The organism is Streptomyces incarnatus (assembly GCF_001027185.1).
Classification (GTDB): Bacteria; Actinomycetota; Actinomycetes; order Streptomycetales; family Streptomycetaceae; genus Streptomyces; species Streptomyces puniciscabiei.
On the sequence record NZ_CP011497.1, the window covers coordinates 5,233,638 to 5,252,968 of the forward strand.

Sequence of the window (19,331 nt, forward strand, 5' to 3'; positions counted from 1 at the left end):
CTTCAGTACCCTTGGCGATATGAGCACTCTCGAGCCCGAGCGCGGGACTGGTACGGGGACCCTCGTAGAGCCGACGCCGCAGGTGTCCCACGGCGACGGTGACCACGAGCGCTTCGCCCACTACGTCCAGAAGGACAAGATCATGGCGAGCGCCCTCGACGGCACCCCCGTCGTGGCGCTCTGCGGCAAGGTCTGGGTGCCGGGCCGCGACCCGAAGAAGTACCCCGTGTGTCCCATGTGCAAGGAGATCTACGACTCCATGGGCAGCGGCGGCGACGACAAGGGCGGCGACAAGAAGTAGCGGTCCGCCCGCGTACGTGAGGCCCCCGGTGCGTGTGCGCCGCGCACGCGCCGGGGTTTTCGCGTTCTCTGGTCAGGGAGTGGTCCAGACCTGTAGCCTCCGGTCGAAGTTGTACGGAGCGGAACGGTGGTTGCACGCAGTGCAACGCACGTGACGGAGGTGCGGCGGGCGACATGAGCGACGAACTCGGCGAGACGAGCGACACACCCCTCTTCCCGGAACCCGACGTGGCGCTCATCCCCGCGCCGAACCGTGTCTCGGCCTCGCTGCCCGGCGGCGGCACCGGATTCGTCATCGACGCGGGCGCCGAGATCGACGCCACCGAGGGCGCCGGGCGGGTCGCGCGCTGGCTGCGGACGACCGTCGGCGCGGCGACCGGGCTGCCGCTGGACCCGCACCGCGACAGCGGCTCGCGCATCCTGCTGCGGATCAACCCCTCGCTGGAGGACGAACTCGGCAGCCCGGAGGCCTATCAGCTGTGCGCCGACGGCTACCTCGTCGACATCTGCGGCGCCAGTGAGGCCGGCCTGTTCTGGGGCGCCCAGACCTTCCGTCAGCTGCTCGGCCCGGAGGCCTTCCGGCGCGCCCCCGTCACCGGCCGGACCGAGTGGGAGATCCCGGCCGTCACCGTCCGCGACGCACCCCGTTTCCGCTGGCGCGGGCTACTCCTGGACGTGGCACGGCACTTCATGCCCAAGGAGGGCGTGCTGCGCTATCTGGATCTGATGGCCGCGCACAAACTCAACGTCCTCCACTTCCATCTGACCGACGACCAGGGCTGGCGGATCGAGATCAAGCGGTATCCGAAACTGACCGAAACCGCCTCCTGGCGGGCACGGTCGAAATTCGGTCACCGGGCGTCCCCGCTGTGGGAGGAGAAACCCCACGGGGGTTACTACACCCAGGACGACATCCGGGAGATCGTCGCCTACGCCGCCGAACGGCATATCACCGTCGTCCCGGAAATCGACGTACCCGGCCATTCGCAGGCCGCCATCGCCGCGTACCCGGAACTCGGCAACACCGACGTCATCGACACCACCGCCCTCACCGTCTGGGACAACTGGGGGATCTCCGCCAACGTACTCGCCCCCACCGACACCACCCTGCGGTTCTACGAGGGGGTGTTCGAGGAGGTCCTGGAGCTGTTCCCGTCCGAGTTCATCCATGTCGGCGGCGACGAGTGCCGCAAGGAGCAGTGGACCGAGTCGGTGACCGCCAAGACCCGGATCGCGGATCTCCGGCTCGCCGACGAGGACGAGCTCCAGTCATGGTTCATCGGGCACTTCGACGCCTGGCTCGCCGCGCGCGGGCGCCGGCTCATCGGCTGGGACGAGATCCTGGAGGGCGGGCTCGCCAAGGGCGCCGCGGTGTCGTCCTGGCGCGGTTACGGCGGCGGGATCGCGGCCGCGCGGGCCGGGCACGACGTCGTCATGTGCCCGGAGCAGTACGTGTACCTGGACCACCGTCAGGCCCCGGGCGAGGACGAGCCGGTGCCGATCGGGTTCGTGCGCACCCTGGAGGACGTGTACCGGTTCGAGCCCGTCCCGAAGGGCCTCACCGAGGCGGAGGCCCGGCATGTGCTGGGCACTCAGGCCAACGTCTGGACCGAGGTGATGGAGGACATCGGGCGGGTGGACTACCAGACCTTCCCCCGGCTCGCGGCCTTCGCCGAGGTGGCCTGGAGCCGGCTGCCCGCCCCCGACGAGCGGGACTTCGCCGGTTTTGAACGCCGTATGGCCACCCACTACGCGCGACTTGACGCCCTCGGCGTCGCCTACCGGCCACCCGCCGGACCCCGGCCGTGGCAGAAACGCCCCGGCGTCCTCGGTCGCCCGATCGAAGGACCGCCGCCGAACAGGTGACCGTACGGTCTGGCGGGCCGTTTCGAACAAGTGCTGGAAAACCGCGCCAAGGGTCACCGAAGAGTGTCAATCGGCGCGCACCGGCGATGCCGTGCGAAACCGGACCATCTCCGCGATGAAGTGGGTGAATGCCTCCTAAAGGACCCCCGCGCTCGCCCCCTGCGAAGATGTGCCAGAGTTGCCACGTCCGCCCTGTGAGCACGTACCGTACGGCCACACAGGTGGGACCAGGTGGGGCAGCGGGAAGGGGCAGCCGGTTTGACCACGCACGCACCGCAGGCGGAGCAGGCCGTCACGCTGCCCACGACGCTGGACGAGGCCGTGGCGGCCCTCGCGGCCATGCCCGCCGCCGTGCCCGTCGCGGGCGGCACCGACCTGATGGCCGCCGTCAACTCCGGCCAGCTCAGGCCCGCCGCCCTGGTGGGCCTCGGGCGGATCAGCGAGATCCGCGGCTGGCAGTACCAGGACGGCCACGCGCTGCTCGGCGCGGGACTCACGCACGCGCGCATGGGCCGCCCCGACTTCGCGGCCCTGATCCCGGCGCTCGCCGCCGCCGCGCGTGCCGCGGGCCCGCCGCACATCCGCAACGCGGGCACCCTGGGCGGCAACATCGCCTCGGCCGCCCCCACCGGGGACGCGCTGCCGGTGCTGGCAGCCCTGGAGGCGACGCTGATCATCGCGGGCCCGGGCGGAGCCCGCCGGGAGATCCCGGTGTCGCACCTGCTGGCCGGCATGGAGATGCTGCGCGGCGGCGAACTCATCGGCTTCGTGCGCGTGCCCCTGCTGCACGCCCCGCAGGTCTTCCTGAAGGCGACCGGACGCACCGGCCCGGGCCGCGCGCTGGCCTCCGTGGCCCTCGTCCTCGACCCCGCCCGGCGCGGAGTGCGGTGCGCCGTCGGTGCCATAGCGCCGATGCCGCTCAGGCCCCTGGAGGCCGAGCAGTGGGTCGCCCAGCTGATCGACTGGGACAACGACCGCGCGCTCGTCCCGGAGGCCCTGAACGCCTTCGGCGAGTACGTCGCCGCGGCCTGCATCCCGGACCCGGCGCCGGAGCCCGACGGCTCGGTGCCCGCGCTTCCGCCCGCCGTACTGCACCTGCGGCGCACCGTCGCCGCACTGGCCCGACGAGCACTGGGGAGGGCGCTGTCGTGACCGACGACCAGCACGGAGAGGGCACGCCCCAGAGCGGCGGACGCTGGGACCCGCTGCCCCAGGGCGACTACGACGACGGCGCCACCGCCTTCGTCAAGCTCCCCGAGGGCGGCATCGACGCCCTGCTGTCCGGCGACAGCCCACTGGCCGCGCCGGGTCACGGCTATGTGCCGCCGCGGATAGCGGTCGCCCCCGGCACCGGGGACCCCGCCGCGAACGGCACCTGGAGCGCGCCCGCGGGCGGCGCCGAGTGGCCCGACCCGAACGCCGCGCCCCAGGCGCAGGCCGCGGACGACCGGTTCTCGTACAACCCCGGCGCGACCCAGCACTGGACCTTCGAGGAGCCCCCGGCGCCGGCCGCGCCCGGACACGACGTCACCGGGCAGTGGTCGATCCCCGTCGCCGGCGGTGACCTCCCGGACGAGTCGGGCGAGTTCACCACGTCCTCCCTCGTGGAGCAGTGGGGCGGCACCCCGCCGGCCACGCTGCCCGGCGGCGCGCCCGCGCCCTGGGCGACGCCGGAGACGGCCCGCTCCTGGGACCGGCCCGCCGAGACCGGCCGCACCGGCCTGCCCGACCACACCGACGCCCACCCGGCGGGCGGCCCGGGCGCCCCGGCACCGGCGGGCGCGGCGACGCCGGGCTATGCCCCCGCACCCGACGAGCGGTACGGACAGGCCCCGCCCGACCACGGCCCGGCCGCCCCCGAGGAGACCGGGGGGACCGGGGGAGGGGAGCCCGGACCCGGCGACGCCGGGCACCGGCCGGCCGGTCCGGGCCTCCGCCGGAGCCCCACAGGCGGCCACAGAGCCCACGAAGCCCACCGGCCCCGCCACGCCCGACGCGGCGGCGGCCGACCCCGCGGCGCCGCGGCCCCCGGCCTCCGCAGCCGTACCGGAGCACGCCGACGACGCATCCGAGGCCGCCGTCGCAGCCGCACCCGGCACGGACGACGCGCCGCAGGGAGCCGCCGAGGACACCGCGCCCCGGCCGCAGGAAGCCGCCGAGGGACAGGCGGAGCACACCGCCCCCGTCCCGCCGCACGACGACCACCCCCTGGCCTCCTACGTCCTGCGCGTCAACGGCGTCGACCGGCCCGTCACCGACGCCTGGATCGGCGAGTCGCTGCTGTACGTGCTGCGCGAGCGGCTCGGCCTCGCGGGCGCCAAGGACGGCTGCTCGCAGGGCGAGTGCGGGGCCTGCAACGTCCAGGTCGACGGCCGCCTGGTGGCCTCCTGCCTGGTCCCGGCGGTCACCGCGGCCGGCAGCGAGGTGCGCACGGTCGAGGGCCTGGCCGCCGACGGGCAGCCCTCCGACGTGCAGCGCGCGCTCGCCCGGTGCGGGGCCGTGCAGTGCGGTTTCTGCGTGCCCGGCATGGCGATGACCGTGCACGACCTGCTGGAGGGCAACCCCGCGCCGACCGAGCTCGAGACCCGGCAGGCGCTGTGCGGCAACCTGTGCCGCTGCTCCGGCTACCGGGGCGTCCTGGAGGCCGTCAAGGAGGTCGTCGCCGAACGCGAGGCCTCCCGCGCGGCCGACGCTGATACGGACGCGGACGAGGCCCGTATTCCCCACCAGGCCGGCCCCGGCGCGGGCGGGGTCAACCCGTCGGCGTTCGAGGCGCCGGGCGCGTTCGACACCCCGCAGGCCGCTCCCGGCGGCTACGGCGACACGCCGCCGTACGGCACGCCCGACCCGTACGGCACGCCGCCGCACGGCACCCCGGGACCGCACGGCCCGCACGACCCGCACTACGGCCAGGACGGAGGCCAGGCGTGAGCAACGAAGCCGCCACGGCGACGACCGCCGCGGAACCCGCCCCCGAGGCCGAGCCGTGGCCGCACGGCCTCGGCGCCTCCCTGCCGCACGCCGACGCCCGCGCCAAGACCGAGGGCACCTTCCCGTACGCGGCCGACCTGTGGGCGGAAGGCCTGCTGTGGGCGGCCGTCCTGCGCTCCCCGCACGCGCACGCGCGCATCGTGTCCATCGACACCAGCCACGCGCGCGAGATGCCCGGCGTACGGGCCGTCGTCACGCACGAGGATGTGCCCGGCACCCCGCGCCACGGCCGGGGCACCCCCGACCGGCCGGTGTTCGCCTCCGAGGTCGTACGGCACCACGGCGAGCCCATCGCGGCCGTCGCCGCCGACCACCCGGACACCGCGCGGATGGCCGCGGCGGCCGTCATCGTCGAGTACGAGGTACTCGACCCGGTCACCGACCCCGAGCAGGCCTTCGAGGCCGAGCCGCTGCACCCCGACGGCAACCTGATCCGGCACATCCCGCTCCGGCACGGCGACCCGGAGGCGGTCGGCGAGGTCGTCGTCGAGGGCCTGTACCGCATAGGGCGCCAGGACCCGGCCCCGATCGGCGCCGAGGCCGGGCTCGCCGTGCCGCGCCCCGACGGCGGCGTGGAGCTGTACCTGGCCTCCACCGACCCGCACGCCGACCGCAACACGGCCGCGGCCTGCTATGGCCTGTCCCCCGATCGGGTGAAGATCGTCGTCACCGGGGTGCCGGGCGCCACCGCCGACCGCGAGGACCAGGGTTTCCAGCTCCCGCTCGGCCTGCTCGCCCTGCGGACCGGCTGCCCGGTGAAGCTCACGGCGACCCGCGAGGAGTCCTTCCTCGGCCACACCCACCGTCACCCGACGCTCCTCCGGTACCGCCACCACGCGGACGCCGAGGGCAAGCTGGTGAAGGTGGAGGCGCAGATCCTGCTGGACGCGGGCGCGTACGCCGACACCTCCTCCGACGCGCTGGCCGCCGCCGTCTCCTTCGCGTGCGGCCCGTACGTCGTCCCGAACGCCTTCATCGAGGGCTGGGCCGTGCGCACCAACAACCCGCCCTCCGGCCATGTCCGCGGCGAGGGCGCCATGCAGGTGTGCGCCGCCTACGAGGCGCAGATGGACAAGCTGGCCAAGAAGCTGGGCCTGGACCCGGCCGAGGTGCGCCTGCGCAACGTCCTGGCGACCGGTGACGTCCTCCCGATCGGCCAGACGGTGACCTGCCCCGCCCCGGTGGCCGAACTCCTGCAAGCGGTGCGGGACTTCCCGCTGCCCGCCCTGCCCAAGGACACGCCCGAGGAGGAGTGGCTGCTGCCCGGCGGCCCCGAGGGCGCGGGCGAACCGGGCGCGGTGCGCCGGGGCGTCGGCTACGGCCTGGGCATGGTGCACATGCTCGGCGCGGAGGGCGCCGACGAGGTGTCCACCGCGACGGTCAAGGTCCACGACGGCGTCGCGACCGTCCTGTGCGCCGCCGTGGAGACCGGCCAGGGCTTCACCACCCTCGCCCGGCAGATCGTCCAGGAGACCCTCGGCATCGAGGAAGTCCACGTGGCGCCGGTCGACACCGACCAGCCGCCGGCCGGCGCGGGCTGCCGGGGCCGCCACACCTGGGTGTCGGGCGGCGCGGTGGAGCGCGCGGCGAAGATGGTCCGCACCCAGCTCCTGCAGCCGCTCGCCCACAAGTTCGGCATGTCGACGGAGCTGCTGCAGATCACCGACGGCAAGATCACCTCGTACGACGGCGTGCTGTCGACCACCGTCACGGAGGCGATGGACGGCAAGGAGCTGTGGGCCACGGCGCAGTGCCGCCCGCACCCCACCGAGCCGCTGAACGGCTCCGGCCAGGGCGACGCCTTCGTGGGCCTGGCCTTCTGCGCGATCCGCGCGGTGGTGGACGTCGACATCGAGCTGGGCTCGGTCAGGGTGGTGGAGCTGGCGGTCGCCCAGGACGTGGGCCGGGTCCTCAACCCGACCCAGCTGGCGGCCCGTATCGAGGCGGGCGTGACCCAGGGCGTGGGCATCGCGCTCACCGAGAACCTGCGTACCCCCCGGGGCCTGATCCGGCACCCCGACCTGACCGGCTACGCCCTCCCGACCGCGCTGGACGCCCCGGACATCCGGATCGTCAGACTGGTCGAGGAACGGGACGTGGTCGCCCCGTTCGGCGCCAAGTCCGTCAGCGCGGTCCCGGTCGTCACGGCCCCGGCCGCGATCGCCTCCGCCGTCCGCGCGGCCACCGGCCGCCCGGTCAACCGGCTCCCGATCCGGCCGCAGGCGGCGGTGGTGACGGCGCAGTGAGCCGCCGCCGCACCTGATCGACGGGGCTGTGGGTCATCACCGGGGCGATGGCCGCGGGCAGGCCGACGGTGGCGCAACTGCCGGCGGAAGCTGCCGCACGCGGCGCACGTCCGGGGTGTCGTCTTCCGCCGGACGGTCGTCACCAGCCGCTGTGAGCACACCCCAGGCGCCGACGAGGAGGCCGTGACCCGACTCCGGCTGCGGTACCGCCTGTTGACGGCGACGGCGACGGCGACGGCGACGGCGTACGCGGAGGCCGGCTTCACGGCCGTGGTGCAGGACGTGCGCTCGGCGAGTGCGCTCGGCGAGAACCCGCGGGCCCGCGTCGGCCTGATCCGCACCCGCCCGCTGCACGTCGTCGTCCTGGCGCCGGACGCGGAAGCGGTCGCGGCCCGGGAGTCAGGCCGTGCGAAGTCGGGCTACGGCGCGAGCCGGACCGTCGCCGGCCTGGACGGGGAACCGCGCCGCCGCACCCCGCGCACCGGCCTGTGGCCGGACACCTCGGCGTGGACGCCGGAGCAGACGGTGCAGGAGCTCCTCGCGCCCGCGCAACGTGCCCGGGTCGCCTGACGTCCTTCCTGGTGAGGGCCGTTGTCAGTGGGGCGGCGTAGGGTGCGGAGCAGTGGGCGCACTCGCACGCACGGACTGATGTGCGCCCGGCGCACATGCGCACCGACGGGGAAGATCGCGGGGGAGCGATGAGCACGACGGATGCCGGGATCGCGGCGATCACGCTGACCGAGGCCGAGCTGGACCGCTATGTCACGCACGCGCCGACGCGCGGCCTGCTCAGCGGCGCCGGACTGCCCGCGGACACCGGTCTGCTGACCTTCTCCCCGCTGCGCAGGCACGGCCTGCGCACCCTCGCCGACGCCGCGGACGGACCGTTCCGCGTGGCGGCCGAGCTGCGCGACCGCCTGGTCATAGGCGAACTCCTCAGCCCGGCGGGCATGAAGCGCGAGTCGATCCTGCTCGACGGCGGCACCGGCGAGCTGACGACGGCCTACCTCTTCGACCCGTCACGCCCCCGGCCCTTCGCTCCCTCCCTGGACACTCTGCTGCGTTTCGCCGCGGTCACCGAGGAACTGGCGGGCCTGCGCGGCCGTTTCGCCTCCCTCGCGGGTCAGTACGGCCCGGGGACCGTGGCCGAGGCGACCCGCCGGCTGCTCTCCCTCTTCGAGGAGGGCGCGGGCGGCGAGGTCCCGCCGTACTGGAAGGCGGCGGCCCTGATCCGCCCGCTCGCCCTGGTCGCGGGCCCCGGCACGACATCCGGCCTGACCCTGGACGTGCCGGCCCGGATCCTGGACCAGGAGTTCGGCCACGGCCGGGTGACCCGCTTCGAGGAGGTCGACTTCCCCGCGACGCTCACGCACGAGCCGACCCGGCGCTTCCTCCGGGAGACCGGGCTGCCGGAGGCGGCGGTCCTCTTCCACGCCGACACGGACATCCCGCTGCCGACGCTCCGGGAGTACGTCACCGAGGAGTGCTCGGGCGGCCACCCGATCGGTGAACTCCCCGCCCACGCCGACCACTTGATCCGGCTGGGTCACCTCGTCGAGCACAACAGCCTGGTGCTCGACGGCAGAACCGGCGCGGTCCTGACCTTCAGCGAGCCGGAGGGCACGCTCCACCCCCTCAACACCGACGTCTCCACCCTCGCCTTCACGCTCTGGCTCCTGCACCACGAGCGCACCATCGACGAACACCTCGGCCACGAACTGACCACGGCCGCCTACGACCAGCTGGCCGCGGTGATGATCCACATCCTGTCGGCCGTCGACCCCACGGGCACGGCGCCCGGCACCGACTGGCACTACTGGACGGAACTGTTCCAGGACGAGGCGGGCGGCGTCCTCTGACCCGCCGGGGGCTGTGACCGGCACGGAACCGGCGTAATTCCTCCCGTGGGTGGGGCGGCGGGACCGAGGGCACGGGGGCGGCGGGATTTCTGCTTCTGAGGGTGGGACGCAATCCGGTGGCCACAGCGTCTTCAGAGTGTGGACGACGAACAGGATCTCGGATGAAGCGCCGGTACGAAGAGGAATTCATGGCGTTCGCCGCCGCCCGCTCCGCACCTCTGTTCCGCTCGGCGTGCGTGCTCACCAGCGGTGATGTGCACCTCGCCGAGGACCTGGTGCAGGACACGCTGGGCCGGATGTATGCCAACTGGCGCAAGATCGCGCAGGCGGACGACCCGGCGGCCTACACGCACACCGTCCTCGTACGGACCTACCTGTCCCACCGCCGCCGGCGCAGCAGCTCCGAGCAGCCCACCGACACCCTGCCGGACACCGGTGCCGTCACCGAGCCCGACGCCACGCTGCGGCTCACGTTGCTCGACGCTCTCGGCCGGCTCTCCGCCCGTGACCGGGCCGTGCTGCTCCTGCGCTACTGGGAGGACCGCAGCGTCGAGCAGACCGCCGAGATCCTCCAGGTCCGGCCGGGCGCGGTACGCAACCAGAGCATGCGGGCGCTCGCCCGCATCCGGGACCTGCTGGGCCACGACCTGTCCGAGCTCGTCAGCCCCTGACCCCGGTGCCGCGGCACCCACCTCGCCCTTGTCGTCGACCCCGGAAACGCGGTGACCCGCCATGCCCATCGAAGAGGACTTCACCGAGGCCCTCCGCACCACCCTCCTGACCTTCGAGCCGCCCAACACCCCGTCACTGCTGCAGGCCGGTGTCCGCAACGGCCGGCGCAGGCGCCGCCGCCGCGCCACGGCCCTCGGCGTGAGCGGGGCAGCCGTGCTCGCGCTCGCCGGGCTCGGCGCGACGGCCGTTTCCGGGGAGCTGTCCGACCGGGGACCGGCCGACCGCACGCTCGCCGGTCCGGCCGCCTCGGCCACAACCGGCTCGCCCACGGCATCCGCCACCCCGAAGCCGACTTTCACCGGCACACTGCCCGCCGACCGCGCCCTCGCCACCCTGACCGCGCTGCTGCCGACCGGCCTGACCCATGCGAGCCCGCCCGGCGGCCGGCGGTCCGGGCAGCTGTGGGTGGACGACGGCCACGGCACGTCGCTGCTCGAGGTGCACGTCTCCCGGCAGACCTCCACCACCGCGATCCGCAGCCACGTCTTCGCCGGCACGAAACCCCTGCCCGACGGCACCCTGATCCAGTCCCGGCAGGCCCCACCCGGCACGGACCCCGGGCACGAGACGGTGAACGTACTGCGTCCCGACGGCCTCTACATCACCCTCATGGAGTGGCAGGCACCGAGCCAGAACGCCCCCTCGACCCGCACCACCCCGATCCTGACACCGGCCCAACTACGCGCCATCGCGACCAGCCCGCAGTGGCAGTAACGCCCGCAGCAGCCACGTAACTCGCTGCGCGGGTGTGTGAAACTCTGGGCTCGGAGAGGGGGGGCCTATGGATGGTGCGCTGTGGGGCGCGCTCGGCGCGTTACTGGGGGCCGGCCTTACGGCCCTGGGCGGATATCTGGGTCCCCTGCGCGTCGCGCGCGTCGCCGCCGAGGAAAGGGCTGAGGAGCGCCGCAGGCAGCGGGGCGAGGAAGAAGTCACACGGCTGATCGCCTTACGCGCGGCCTATCGAGACTGGCACGACTACCTGTATGAGGTGGTGGACGCCAAGGCCCATGGTCGGCTGCGCGAGTCCGCGGCCGAGGTGGAGGACCGTATCGAGGAACTTCGCAAGGCTACGCAGGCGGCAACCGATGCCGTGATGCGTGACGGATGGTGGGTCGGCTCGTACGACCCGCACACGCGGGGCGCGTCACGCCGGGTCCTGCAGTACGTCGACGGTTCCCTGAGCGCGGCCGATGACGACGGCGGCCCCTACGCGGCAACGGAGGTCGACCGCCTCTACTCCCTGCGAGCCCAGCTGAACGAGCACATCATGCTGCGGCTCTCGGAGCTTGTCGGCGGGCGAGAACAGCGGCTCGCCTTGTACCAGGCCAACTACCCGCCTTCTTAGACGAGGCCCGTCACGTCAGTCCACGTGGTCAGGTGTCAGCCACCGTCCGAGAGACAACTGAGACGGACGACCGGAAAGGGCGGCACCCTTCCCGGGATGCCGCCCTTTCGTTGTGCCTGGTCAAGGCGCTGGAGGCCGTGGCGGGATTCGAACCCACGTAACTCGCTTTGCAGTCTGCTCACGCAGCCTGGGACTCGTACCGAGTCTGACCAGGCTCGTCCCCATGGTCAAGCGGTTCTGACCAGTGCAGGCGACTGACTCAACTACCGGGCAGAGACGGCCGTAGACACGTCGGAACACAGGAGAACCCCGTAGGCACCAGGGGCGCTGTACGGGGCTCTGAGGGGCCGTGGTGGGGGAGTTCAGCTCTGGCTCTCGTCGTGAGCCTGGAGAGCCTGAGAGATGGCACCAACGGACGGGTTACGGCTCTCTCCGCTCTGGGTCTTGTAGGTGAGGTGCGGCTGAATCTGCCGGATGGTGAATCCCTTGTCCCGGAGCGCTACAGCCTGAGCCGTCAGAGCCTCAGACATGACCGGACGGCGACCACCTACGCGACCACGCTTACGGGCAGCCTCAAGACCCTTGTTCGTCTCCTTGACGATCTCCCGTCGCCGGTCCTCAGCCAGAGCGAAAGCAAGGTCGAGGATCAGGCTGCGCTCTGTGTGGTCACCCTTGGCAATGCCTTCCAGGACACGCACGGCATATCCCTTCTGGAACAGCTCATTGAGCATGAGCAGACCTTCAAGGAGGTTCCGGCCGAGTCGGTCAACGGCCTGAACGGTGAGCATGTCTCCCTCGCGCATGTAGTCGAGAGCAGCAGAGAGACCAGGGCGCTCCGCAACGGTGAGCTTTCCGGAGATCTTCTCTTCAAAGACCTTCACGCACCCTGCCTCAGTGAGTGCGTCGTGCTGCCGAGCCGTCTCCTGCTTGTCGGTGCTCACCCGAACCATGCCGACCAGTGCCATGACTACCCCTCCGCGTTCATCAAACCCCCGCCCGAACAAGATGAACAGTAGCAGATAGATGAACGGGTTGATGAACAGATTCGGGGGCTCTCGGGGTCAACTCGGGCACTGTCGGCGCAGGTTCATCTAACGATCGTTTGATGAACGGGCGAGAACGCTACAAACGTTGCTACAGAACTGGGACAATGGAGTCAGGGAGGGATGGAGCCAGACAGAGACGACAGACAGGAGAACGATCATGAACATTGGACCAGGCGCACCGGTAGACATGGATGCAGTCGACCGCATGGGAGCCGAGACAGCAGCACGCAGCGAGCAGGGGGTGCAGCTAGCAGAGGACGGCCTACGCAAGTTCGCTGGCGCGCTAGAGGGCCGCTCAGGGAGCTTCACCCAGGGAGCCGTGGAGGGACGTGGCTACCAGGCCATTGAGGGAGGTCTAGGGACTGCCCTGGAGGCAGCCGCATAGACACTTCTGACCCTGAGAAGCAAGGGGTTTTTACAACGATTTCATAACGGCGAGATCACTGATTTATAAACAGTACCAACTCCAAAACTACTTAGAGTAGCTAAAGAGTTAATTAGAGCCTCGATCGACTACATGGCGTAGCGGTCGGGGCTCTTTGCTGTCTTGGGCTCAATCCAACGTTGCACGTATTCGTGAGAAAATATCTATAGGAGGGAGAGGCGTAGCAAAGCAACTACGACTTCCCGGAGAAACAATGAGCACAATCCCGCGTACAACAGCAGCCATTCACCAGGTACCCGGCCTATCCAAGCACGCTAAAGCAGCCTGGACTGTGTGGAGTAAGGGTATCTCTCTCAGTGAAGAGGCTTGGGAAGACTACCTAATCCGTATGCGAGTTCCGTACTTCCCGCTTGAAGAGTGCATGGATGAGCTACGCCGTAACGGCTGGTTGGCATAGGTAGGGGGTACGGCGATGACACCTAAAGCCTTCACAGTCCTCTGCCTCATGGAACAGCACCACGGACGCGCTGAGAACGTCTCTGCGGCCACGCTGGCAGAAGAAAGCCGTATGACACTCACAGAGCTAAGAGAGTGTCTAGAAGAGGTGAGAGAGCACCTTACAGACAGCCTTTGGCCTACCGGCCTCAGAGCAGCAGCATAGGAGAAAGGAAGAGATGGAAGACCAGACAGAAGTAATCGAGCTAGAAGGAAAAGGTAGAGACCCCAACCAAGAGGCCAGACGGCAGAGCCGAGTTACCGCGAGAGCGAACCTTCTATGGATGTACCTGAAGTCATTCGAGGGGGACGGTAAAAGACACACTCAGGATGAGCTTTGTGAGGCTCTGGGTCTGGGGCTGAATCGCCAAGACCTCAAAGAGGCAGTATTCGAGCTTGAAGACAGAGGCTGGCTAGTGGTGGACCGTAGCCACAAACCACACAGATACACACTGAACTAACCAAGGAGAAAGACAATGACCAACCCAAACGCATTCAGCTTCGGAGCCAGTGAGAACTACTGGGCTCGTGTGACGACACCTGAATACCAGGCAGAGAAGAGAGCCAAGGAAGCGGCTATGGAGGCTGAGCACAGAAGAATGATTGAAGCTCACCAGAGAGAGCAGCACAGACAAGCTGTTATGTCTCAGGCTGGACCAGCCATCTTGGATATCGTCCACCAGTACCTAGGTCAGAATCGTCCGGCTGTATCCAGTGCCGTAAAGGCGCAATTTTTGGAGCGTCTTCCAGGGGCTACAGAGATTGAGTTCAACAACGCGCTAGAGGTTCTAGAGCAGTCCGGGCACATTCACAAGCTAGTCAGCAGCACTCAGGGATACATGGGAGAGCGTACCTATCACCTGTACCCAAATCCATTGGAGGGCTAGTGACCAAACCAGAGGAATTGAGCCTTCCCGCACTAGCAATCTACACAGAACTTGAATCCACCGGAGAACTCATCAGTGAAGAGAGGTTTTCAAAAGAGTTCCCCGAGGATGATTACTGGACAATTCTTGATTCTTTGAAGAACTCGGGTCTACTCTCCGAGCCGTCCGGAGCATTCCACCCTGAAACTCCAAGAGGGGTTCTATTTCATCAAAGAACTGCACGACCCATTCGCATTGATTGAGCAGAAATAGAAAGACCCCCAGATCCAATCAGATGGAAATGGGGGTCTCTCTGTGTCATTGGCCTCATGACTTCAAGGAGGGAAACTGCGATGAACGAAGTGTAGACAGGGGAGCCATTTCATGCATCGAATTATTAACCCGGTAGCTAAAGCAATCTCGCTAAGATAAGGATACACCAAATGACCGACAACCTAGATGAACCAAGAGGCATGATCCCACTGGATAAGCCAGGGATCAGATGGAAGCGCTCCAGATTTGACCAGGACGCCAAGTGGGTATGGACACCAGGTCTCATGACTCACTATGAGCGCAGCGTGTATCAGTTCCTCAATATCCGTGGAGGAGATGACCGAAAGATCTTCTGTTCCCGTGAGCACATCGCTGAGTATGTGGGTTTCTCAGACTCCACAGTGAAGAGAGCCATTGCCGGTCTGAAAGACAAGGGGCTCATCTCTTACACAAAGGTCAAGACGTCTGAGAATCAGAAGTACCCGACCAACAGTTACACCCTCTACGTGCCAGCAGAGTTCGCAGAGGACTTGGATCAGTCGTACCTAAACAAGGTTCTCGGGAAGTCTGAGCCAGAGGAGAGCAAGAGCAGTACCAAGAGCGCCCCTGAGAGCCGTTCTGACGAGATCGATACCTCTCGCCTACAGGTACCAGGGTGGGACTCCCTGGAAGCCTTCCTAGAGTCATACAGCACTCTGCCGGATGACCAGCGCTGGCCTCCCTTCCCTAAGACCTGGACGGAAGCCAAGGAGGAGTATGGAGTTCGAGACCACCACGGCCTACAGAGCGTCTTGGACTACATGCGTGAGGATCTGGAGAAGCGCAATGCTTAGGGAGACTGCACCACATTGGGTCTGTGAGACCCAAAGGTCAAAAGCATTGGGTCTGTGAGACCCAAAGCATTGGGTCAGAGAGACCCAATGGTCTGGGAAACCTTGGGTCTGTGAGACCCACTAAACAAACAAAGTAATAAACACACACCAGGGAAACAGCAAAACCAGGAGGTGACCAGAGCTTAGAGCTGATTGAAGGTATGGAATGGTATTGGATTTGGCTAGCTCTGGTCTCTCCCTACGGTGCTCCGCACCTTCGGTAAGACCTATTGGACATGGAAGGCTCTGGTTAAGCCTTGGTCTCCCCTGGATTCCCTGGTTTTTCTTGTTAGGTAAGTTCAATAGGCTCTAGAAACCGCCGCGCCTCAAAGCGGCATTCATGAATTCACTGGAATTCCGTAGTGCAGATGCCGGCTGGGGTACATCAATTCCTTTATTGAATAGCCAAAATGAGGCCACTGCATTTGAATTGAAAGGAAATTCCAGCCAATACCCCTAGGCTCTGGGGTGTCAGGGCTATAGATGAGTTACTACTGTTGATGGGGCTCTGAGTACCAGGGGAAAAGTTCCGAGTTTGAGGGTGCTCTCAGAATCACCAGGGAGTTACTTGTCTGGCTAAGACTCAATGGCCTTGAGCCCCTGGTATGCCTCTCTCAGATCTGCACTCTCCGGAAGCTGCCTAGCCTCAACAGCCTTCACTACTTCCAGCGCACGCCAATGATTCGAGGGGACTACTCGGCCGGACAGAATGGCTTTCTGTGCAGAGTCGCAAGCCTCATCCAGCCGGTCATCCTTCAACAGAACTAGAGCAAGGTCGATATTCGCTGAAGCCACACGCCTAGGCCACTTGCTTACGTCGTCACTCGGACTCAGCCTCTGGATTACTTCCCGTGCGTAAGGCTCTGCCGCCGAATCCCCTAGCCATGCGAGCGTTGTAGCCGTGTAGGAAAGGGCTTTGGCGGGGTCGTAGCGGTAATGGTGCTCTGGACTGTCAGGGGCTCCCCTGGAAGCCGAGAGAGCCTGTACCTGCTCAATGGCAGAGTAAGTCTCTTTGGCTTCCCCGAGCCGTGCGTGTGCCCTGCCCTCTTGTGCCGTTGCCTGAATGATGGCTGAGCCATTGGCAGGAGCTATCTCCTGAGCCGCACGGGAGAGGTCAACGGCCTGGACGTAATCCCCATCGGTGAGGACTCTCCAAGCCTCTGTCTCATAGCACCATGCCTCAATCTCAGGGTGTCCAGCTTCCCTTGCAAGCGTTGCTGCTGTCTCCAGTCGAGCCGTAGCCGCATCGTCTTGCATGAGGTCGATATGGACTGTCGCACCCAAGAGGGAGAGCCATCCTCCGATGACCAACAAGCGTCGGTGCTCTGAGAGCGTCTTCTTACCGTCCAAGAGCTTTACGACATAGGCGGAGTGCTTCCGTACGTGCCTCAACAGCTCTGCCGGATCAGCCTTTGGGTACGCCATGGCCAGACCGTCAAAGGCGCGCTCTAGCCGCTCTAGGGTGGCGTTTCCTACGTCGCTGGCCTGGACACGTCGAGCAAGTTCCCATGCGTCCATCTCATCGTCATGAGAGCCGCTGTCTTCAACGGTGAGGGAGAGCCCTAGGTATTCGTTAACGGCTTGGGTCAACTCGGCTGAGGGAGCCTGTTTCCCATTGAGTACACGGCTCAGATAGGCCACGTCGTAATGGAGTTCCTTGGCTGCACCTCTGAGGCTCTTCCCCTGTGCCTTGAGTGCCGTCCGTACCTCTGACCCGAAGTCGACCATGGTGCAGCTCCCGTTGACTGTTGACGTCCATCGTAGTCAACGCTGGTCAACTGCCCTATGGCGTCGGCGGATCGGTTGGGTGGACAGACGCAGAACCCCACCGACCACAGGAGCCGACATGGCGCGCCGTACCGCCGCAGAGGCCACAGGGAGCAAGCCTGTTCCCATCGACGTACAGACGATGCGTGAGACGGCTACACGGCTGCTCTCGGAAGACGCTGAGCTTCCCAGCACGGAAGAGCTGGAGACCCTGACTCTCCTACTCCGGGGAATGGTCATGCTGGCTATCCCCGAGATCGAGAAAGCAACCGGGAGGCTCCCCGAGGATGACGTACCGCGCGCATGTGCTCTGGCGTGCGTAGGAGAGGCCCGTATGCGGCTGAGGCTGGAACCCTCCAACGGTTCGTTTCCGGCCGGTGTGGCGCACGCTCAGAGGCTCGCACGGTCCGTCAGAGCCCTTGCCGACCACTACGTAAACCTCGGGGGTGAGCAGTGACCCAGACCCTTCACGTGTGCCGGTACTGCGACGGACTGATCATAGAGCCAGAGGACGCGGTAGCCGTCGCTCACGAATACGGCAACTCCGGTCCTGGTTGGACCGTATGGGCACACCGGGAACACGCTCACCTGGTGAAACCGGATGAGGCTCCCATTCGCATTCTGGCGCGCGTCCTGGTGGCCAAACTGACTTCCCCTGATGCCCCATGGCGTAAGGAGTCGTAGCGGCTACTGCCTAACCCCTACGAAGCTCTAGGCACTCGAAAGACTGGGGCACCCCGGAAGATTTACCAAGTTTTAAAGGTGGGGGGGGTCGGAGTTCAAAATTACATAAAGAAAAAGAATAAGGCCCCGCTATTCGGCAGGGCCTTTCTTTTTTGTGTCGAATTAGTATCTGTCTCCCAATCCTTGTACGGCATTCACAGCCCGAGTGCTGGCCATGTCTGCTCCGTAACGCCGCAACATGGCGGGGGACTTCCATCCCCGGATAGCCATGATGTGTTCTCCCGAGACTCCTGCTGCCTTCAAGTCGTCTGCCCACGTGTGGCAGAACGAGTGAGGGGCTACCTGTGCAGGGTCGTAGCCTGCCTGGTCAGCACGCTTCTTCACCATGACGTACAGACCCCTGTACTGGAGTGGACCCCTACCACGGGTACCGAGCCAGAGGAACGGCGTTGCGTCGGCCATGGGGTGAGTGGAGCGCACTCGGAGATACCGAACGAGAGCCTTTACCGTCTTTGGCTGAAGTGGAATGACCCTCCCGTCAATGCTGTTCCGGTCCATCTTGAGGGGAACGACGACCAGCGTGTGTCCAGTCAGGTCAAGGTCTTCAACCCGCAGGTTCAACAGTTCCTCTGCCCTCAGTCCCTCCGTGAGTACACGGATGATCGCGTGATCCCTCACGGTCTGGAAGTCACGGACTTTCGGGGAGCCGTTCCCAGTGACCTTGAGTACGTCATTCACGAACTCTTCTGAGAGCGTCTTGGGCTTACCGATAGGGGGAGCCGTGTACCTGTGGAGCTTGGGGGAGTCATACGGATTGGCGTGGTCGTACTCCTCTGCCAAGTAGATGAACAGAGGGCGCAGGTTCCTTTGGAGGGTGTTGGTCCCTCCCGTGTAACCGCCCTTGCCGTCCTGGCTCTTGGGCACGTCGTGCACCTGGTAGTACCAGCGAAAGAAGCGGTTGAGGGTGGCCACATCACACGCGGTGAAGTCACCTTCCATGCCGCTCTCGGTCATCCAGTTGTGGAGAGCGACACCAGCGAACTTGTACGCGTTGATGGTCTTGCGCTGGAACGGTCGGCCGAACCTGTTGGTGATCGTGCTCAGGTGCAAGTCCAGCTCTTCCAGCATGGCCGTACGTGCATCCGTGGCTGAGCGTCCGTCGACTACGCGGAGAGGTGCTGTCGGCTGTGTCGGCTCAGCGCTGCTCTGAGGCTTCCTGAGCGCGCTCCGGAGAGGTGTACGTGTGGCTGCTCGGTTGGTCACTTGGGCTCCCTGTGCGCCGTACGGCGCTCTGTGGAGCTAGGTCAGTCGGTAGTGGACCAAGCAACTGACCTAGCCCCGTCTCGGACGGGAGTCCCTTGCTGTGAGAGCAGTCTTTGATCAAGGAACATGCAGATCAAAGCTACTTATGGAGGCCGTGGCGGGAATTGAACCCGCGTAACTCGCTTTGCAGGCGAGCCCCTGAACCACTCGGGCACACGGCCGTGTTCGGTTGTTGTGTCGGCCGTGGTGGGATGCGAACCCGCGTGACTCCCCGCGAGCGGAGCTCGCTGTTGGGTGCAGCGCGGGTGAGCCCCTGAACCACTCGGGCACACGGCCGTGTT

At 66.8% G+C, this 19,331-nt stretch carries 16 protein-coding genes, 2 tRNA genes and 1 pseudogene; 14 read left to right on the forward strand and 5 right to left on the reverse strand.

The window, feature by feature from the left end; translation table 11 throughout:
- Nucleotides 1-19 precede the first annotated feature (19 nt).
- From ABB07_RS23520 to ABB07_RS23565, 10 genes and pseudogenes are all read left to right on the forward strand, one after another.
- Nucleotides 20-301 carry a DUF3039 domain-containing protein gene (locus tag ABB07_RS23520; RefSeq protein WP_055707729.1) on the forward strand — a complete coding sequence of 94 codons (282 nt, stop codon included), beginning with the start codon at nt 20-22 and terminating at the stop codon, nt 299-301.
- A gap of 173 nt (nt 302-474) precedes the next feature.
- Complete coding sequence (locus tag ABB07_RS23525; RefSeq protein WP_208900564.1) at nt 475-2,166, forward strand: beta-N-acetylhexosaminidase; 1,692 nt, start codon at nt 475-477, stop codon at nt 2,164-2,166.
- A 258-nt stretch (nt 2,167-2,424) separates the two neighbouring features.
- Nucleotides 2,425-3,318 carry an FAD binding domain-containing protein gene (locus tag ABB07_RS23530; RefSeq protein WP_208900565.1) on the forward strand — a complete coding sequence of 298 codons (894 nt, stop codon included), beginning with the start codon at nt 2,425-2,427 and terminating at the stop codon, nt 3,316-3,318.
- Nucleotides 3,315-5,097 (forward strand): annotated as a pseudogene (locus ABB07_RS42030) ((2Fe-2S)-binding protein). The gene ABB07_RS23530 and the pseudogene ABB07_RS42030 overlap by 4 nt, the downstream one beginning before the upstream one ends.
- Nucleotides 5,094-7,403: a xanthine dehydrogenase family protein molybdopterin-binding subunit gene (locus ABB07_RS23540; RefSeq protein ID WP_208900566.1), complete on the forward strand. Its 2,310-nt coding sequence runs from the start codon at nt 5,094-5,096 to the stop codon at nt 7,401-7,403. The pseudogene ABB07_RS42030 and the gene ABB07_RS23540 overlap by 4 nt, the downstream one beginning before the upstream one ends.
- Nucleotides 7,404-7,586: 183 nt before the next feature.
- Complete coding sequence (locus tag ABB07_RS23545) at nt 7,587-7,973, forward strand: hypothetical protein (RefSeq protein ID WP_341845897.1); 387 nt, start codon at nt 7,587-7,589, stop codon at nt 7,971-7,973.
- Nucleotides 7,974-8,101: 128 nt separating this feature from the next.
- A complete protein-coding gene (locus ABB07_RS23550) occupies nt 8,102-9,262 on the forward strand; it encodes an SUKH-4 family immunity protein (RefSeq protein ID WP_208900567.1) in 1,161 nt (386 codons plus the stop codon).
- 161 nt (nt 9,263-9,423) lie between these two features.
- Nucleotides 9,424-9,933, forward strand: a complete 510-nt coding sequence (locus ABB07_RS23555; protein WP_208900568.1) for a SigE family RNA polymerase sigma factor — start codon at nt 9,424-9,426, stop codon at nt 9,931-9,933.
- Between the two features lie 61 nt (nt 9,934-9,994).
- Complete coding sequence (locus ABB07_RS23560) at nt 9,995-10,708, forward strand: hypothetical protein (RefSeq protein WP_208900569.1); 714 nt, start codon at nt 9,995-9,997, stop codon at nt 10,706-10,708.
- 67 nt (nt 10,709-10,775) lie between these two features.
- Complete coding sequence (locus tag ABB07_RS23565; RefSeq protein ID WP_208900570.1) at nt 10,776-11,339, forward strand: hypothetical protein; 564 nt, start codon at nt 10,776-10,778, stop codon at nt 11,337-11,339.
- A gap of 362 nt (nt 11,340-11,701) precedes the next feature.
- Here ABB07_RS23565 and ABB07_RS23570 read toward each other — a convergent pair whose 3' ends face one another.
- Nucleotides 11,702-12,304, reverse strand: coding sequence for a recombinase family protein (locus tag ABB07_RS23570; RefSeq protein WP_208900571.1), 603 nt, complete (start codon nt 12,302-12,304; stop codon nt 11,702-11,704).
- 1,437 nt (nt 12,305-13,741) lie between these two features.
- Here ABB07_RS23570 and ABB07_RS23575 point away from each other — a divergent pair.
- The 3 genes from ABB07_RS23575 to ABB07_RS23585 all read left to right on the forward strand — a co-directional run bounded on the left by ABB07_RS23575 (nt 13,742) and on the right by ABB07_RS23585 (nt 15,237).
- On the forward strand, nt 13,742-14,152 hold the full coding sequence (locus ABB07_RS23575) for a hypothetical protein (protein ID WP_208900572.1): 411 nt from the start codon (nt 13,742-13,744) through the stop codon (nt 14,150-14,152).
- Nucleotides 14,152-14,394: a hypothetical protein gene (locus ABB07_RS23580; protein WP_208900573.1), complete on the forward strand. Its 243-nt coding sequence runs from the start codon at nt 14,152-14,154 to the stop codon at nt 14,392-14,394. Before ABB07_RS23575 ends, ABB07_RS23580 begins: the two co-directional genes overlap by 1 nt.
- A 180-nt stretch (nt 14,395-14,574) precedes the next feature.
- On the forward strand, nt 14,575-15,237 hold the full coding sequence (locus ABB07_RS23585; RefSeq protein WP_208900574.1) for a helix-turn-helix domain-containing protein: 663 nt from the start codon (nt 14,575-14,577) through the stop codon (nt 15,235-15,237).
- Nucleotides 15,238-15,852: 615 nt separating this feature from the next.
- On the opposite strand, the gene ABB07_RS23590 is transcribed toward ABB07_RS23585, so the two are convergent.
- Nucleotides 15,853-17,004 carry a helix-turn-helix domain-containing protein gene (locus ABB07_RS23590; RefSeq protein ID WP_208900575.1) on the reverse strand — a complete coding sequence of 384 codons (1,152 nt, stop codon included), beginning with the start codon at nt 17,002-17,004 and terminating at the stop codon, nt 15,853-15,855.
- Nucleotides 17,005-17,122: 118 nt separating this feature from the next.
- Here ABB07_RS23590 and ABB07_RS23595 point away from each other — a divergent pair, with 118 nt between their 5' ends.
- Nucleotides 17,123-17,500 carry a DUF6415 family natural product biosynthesis protein gene (locus ABB07_RS23595; RefSeq protein ID WP_208900576.1) on the forward strand — a complete coding sequence of 126 codons (378 nt, stop codon included), beginning with the start codon at nt 17,123-17,125 and terminating at the stop codon, nt 17,498-17,500.
- A gap of 389 nt (nt 17,501-17,889) precedes the next feature.
- On the opposite strand, the gene ABB07_RS23600 is transcribed toward ABB07_RS23595, so the two are convergent.
- From ABB07_RS23600 to ABB07_RS23610, 3 genes are all read right to left on the reverse strand, one after another.
- Nucleotides 17,890-18,855, reverse strand: coding sequence for a tyrosine-type recombinase/integrase (locus ABB07_RS23600; RefSeq protein WP_244189484.1), 966 nt, complete (start codon nt 18,853-18,855; stop codon nt 17,890-17,892).
- 281 nt (nt 18,856-19,136) lie between these two features.
- Nucleotides 19,137-19,211, reverse strand: a tRNA-Cys gene (locus ABB07_RS23605).
- Nucleotides 19,212-19,228: 17 nt separating this feature from the next.
- Nucleotides 19,229-19,326 (reverse strand) — tRNA-OTHER (locus ABB07_RS23610).
- Between the last annotated feature and the right edge of the window lie 5 nt (nt 19,327-19,331).

Bases quoted from the DNA above. Each gene is read 5' to 3' on its own strand.
- ABB07_RS23600 (WP_244189484.1), bottom strand. From the start codon at position 18,855: ATGCTGGAAGAGCTGGACTTGCACCTGAGCACGATCACCAACAGGTTC.
- ABB07_RS23555 (WP_208900568.1), top strand. From the start codon at position 9,424: ATGAAGCGCCGGTACGAAGAGGAATTCATGGCGTTCGCCGCCGCCCGC.
- ABB07_RS23520 (WP_055707729.1), top strand. From the start codon at position 20: ATGAGCACTCTCGAGCCCGAGCGCGGGACTGGTACGGGGACCCTCGTA.
- ABB07_RS23590 (WP_208900575.1), bottom strand. From the start codon at position 17,004: ATGGTCGACTTCGGGTCAGAGGTACGGACGGCACTCAAGGCACAGGGG.
- ABB07_RS23575 (WP_208900572.1), top strand. From the start codon at position 13,742: ATGACCAACCCAAACGCATTCAGCTTCGGAGCCAGTGAGAACTACTGG.
- ABB07_RS23525 (WP_208900564.1), top strand. From the start codon at position 475: ATGAGCGACGAACTCGGCGAGACGAGCGACACACCCCTCTTCCCGGAA.
- ABB07_RS23550 (WP_208900567.1), top strand. From the start codon at position 8,102: ATGAGCACGACGGATGCCGGGATCGCGGCGATCACGCTGACCGAGGCC.
- ABB07_RS23565 (WP_208900570.1), top strand. From the start codon at position 10,776: ATGGATGGTGCGCTGTGGGGCGCGCTCGGCGCGTTACTGGGGGCCGGC.
- ABB07_RS23585 (WP_208900574.1), top strand. From the start codon at position 14,575: ATGACCGACAACCTAGATGAACCAAGAGGCATGATCCCACTGGATAAG.
- ABB07_RS23570 (WP_208900571.1), bottom strand. From the start codon at position 12,304: ATGGCACTGGTCGGCATGGTTCGGGTGAGCACCGACAAGCAGGAGACG.
- ABB07_RS23560 (WP_208900569.1), top strand. From the start codon at position 9,995: ATGCCCATCGAAGAGGACTTCACCGAGGCCCTCCGCACCACCCTCCTG.
- ABB07_RS23595 (WP_208900576.1), top strand. From the start codon at position 17,123: ATGGCGCGCCGTACCGCCGCAGAGGCCACAGGGAGCAAGCCTGTTCCC.